This window comes from Streptomyces sp. FH025 (assembly GCF_017427025.1).
Classification (GTDB): domain Bacteria; phylum Actinomycetota; class Actinomycetes; order Streptomycetales; family Streptomycetaceae; genus Kitasatospora.
The window spans coordinates 1-1,304 of the sequence record NZ_JAFLNG010001167.1 but is presented as its reverse complement, the minus strand read 5'-3'; the positions used below and the strand labels follow the sequence as shown (position 1 = coordinate 1,304).

General features: G+C 73.5%; 2 protein-coding genes. One reads left to right on the top strand and one right to left on the bottom strand.

Annotation, left to right across the window (positions count from 1 at the left end):
• Window positions 1-46: 46 nt before the first annotated feature.
• Window positions 47-559, bottom strand: a complete 513-nt coding sequence (locus J0670_RS38180; RefSeq protein ID WP_207817360.1) for a SigE family RNA polymerase sigma factor — start codon at window positions 557-559, stop codon at window positions 47-49.
• Between the two features lie 109 nt (window positions 560-668).
• Here J0670_RS38180 and J0670_RS38175 point away from each other — a divergent pair, with 109 nt between their 5' ends.
• Window positions 669-1,298: a hypothetical protein gene (locus J0670_RS38175; RefSeq protein WP_207817359.1), complete on the top strand. Its 630-nt coding sequence runs from the start codon at window positions 669-671 to the stop codon at window positions 1,296-1,298.
• Window positions 1,299-1,304 lie beyond the last annotated feature (6 nt).

The following is a 1,304-nucleotide window of genomic DNA, read 5'->3' as shown; positions in this document are numbered from 1 at the left end:
GCCAAGTCCGCCAGACGGACGGCCAGTTCGACGTTGTCGAGGTTCGTCACGACATCCTCCCGGCGGTGGCGGGGTGGGTGAGCGGGCTGTTGCGCAGGGCCGCCAGAGCGCGCGAGCTCTGGCTCTTCACGTTGCCGGAGGAGCAGCCCAGGGCCTCGGCGGCCTGGTCGATCGACAGGTCGCAGTAGTACCGGAGGACGACGGTGGCCCGCTGGCGGGGCGGGAGGGCGGCGAGGGCCTTCCGCAGGTCGAGCGAGACGTCCAGGTCGATGCTCGCGGCCGCGGTGTCCGGCTCGACGTCAGTGCGGATCGTCCGGCGCCACCAGGAGGTGCGCTGCTCGGCGAGGAAGGTGTTGACCAGCGTCCGGCGGGCGTAACCGTCGAGGTTGTCCGCCCGGCTCGCCTTCGGCCAGTGCACGTACAGCTTGGTGATGCTCTCCTGGACCAGGTCGTCGGCCCGGTGCCAGTCCCCGCACAGCAGATAGGCGACCTTCCGGAGCCAGCCGCTCCTGGCGGCCACGTATTCCGTGAACTCCGCGTCGCGCGTTCGCTCCGCCATCCGCACCTCCTCTCATCGTGGCGGCGGCGCGTCTTCCGCACCGTCCGACTGCCTGATGCGGGCGCCCGCCCGGAACGTTGCACGCGGAAGGCGCACGTAGGCTTCGGGCATGCCCAATGGCCGGTACTCGCTGCACGACACCCACGACCACCTGCTGCTCGGCGAGGAGCGCTTCAGTTGCGCGCCCGGGGCGGCCGGGTGGCGGTACGTCTCCAAGACCTACGCGCCGGACGGGCGGGTGATCGGCGGCCTCGACCTCACCCTGGACTCGCGGGCCCGGCCGCTGCGGATGGAGCTCAAGGCGGGCGGCTGGCAGGTGCGCGGCGGCGCGGTGGACGGGGTGGTGTGGGTCCGTACCGACGCGGCGGACCCGGGCGGCGCGCACGCGACGGAGGGGCACGACCGGGCGCACGGCTTCACCGGGCGCTCGCCCGCCTTCCTGGTCGCCACCGCCCGGATGCTGCGGCTGCGGGAGGGGGCGAGCGCGCGGGTGCGGCTGGTGGCGTTCTCCGAGCCGGTGCTGGCGCCGCGCACCTTCGACCAGGGGTGGCTGCTGGAGGGCGTCGACACGCACGCCACGGACTCGGGGCCGCTGGTGGTCGAGCGGTACCAGGTGGCGGATCTGGAGACGGGGGAGCAGCAGGTCGTGCACCTGGCGGGGGACGTGGTGCTGGCGGCGGAGGGGATCGAGCTGGAGGAACTGGAGTCGCCGCCGAACGCGTGGCCGGTGGGGGAGTAGCGGGCG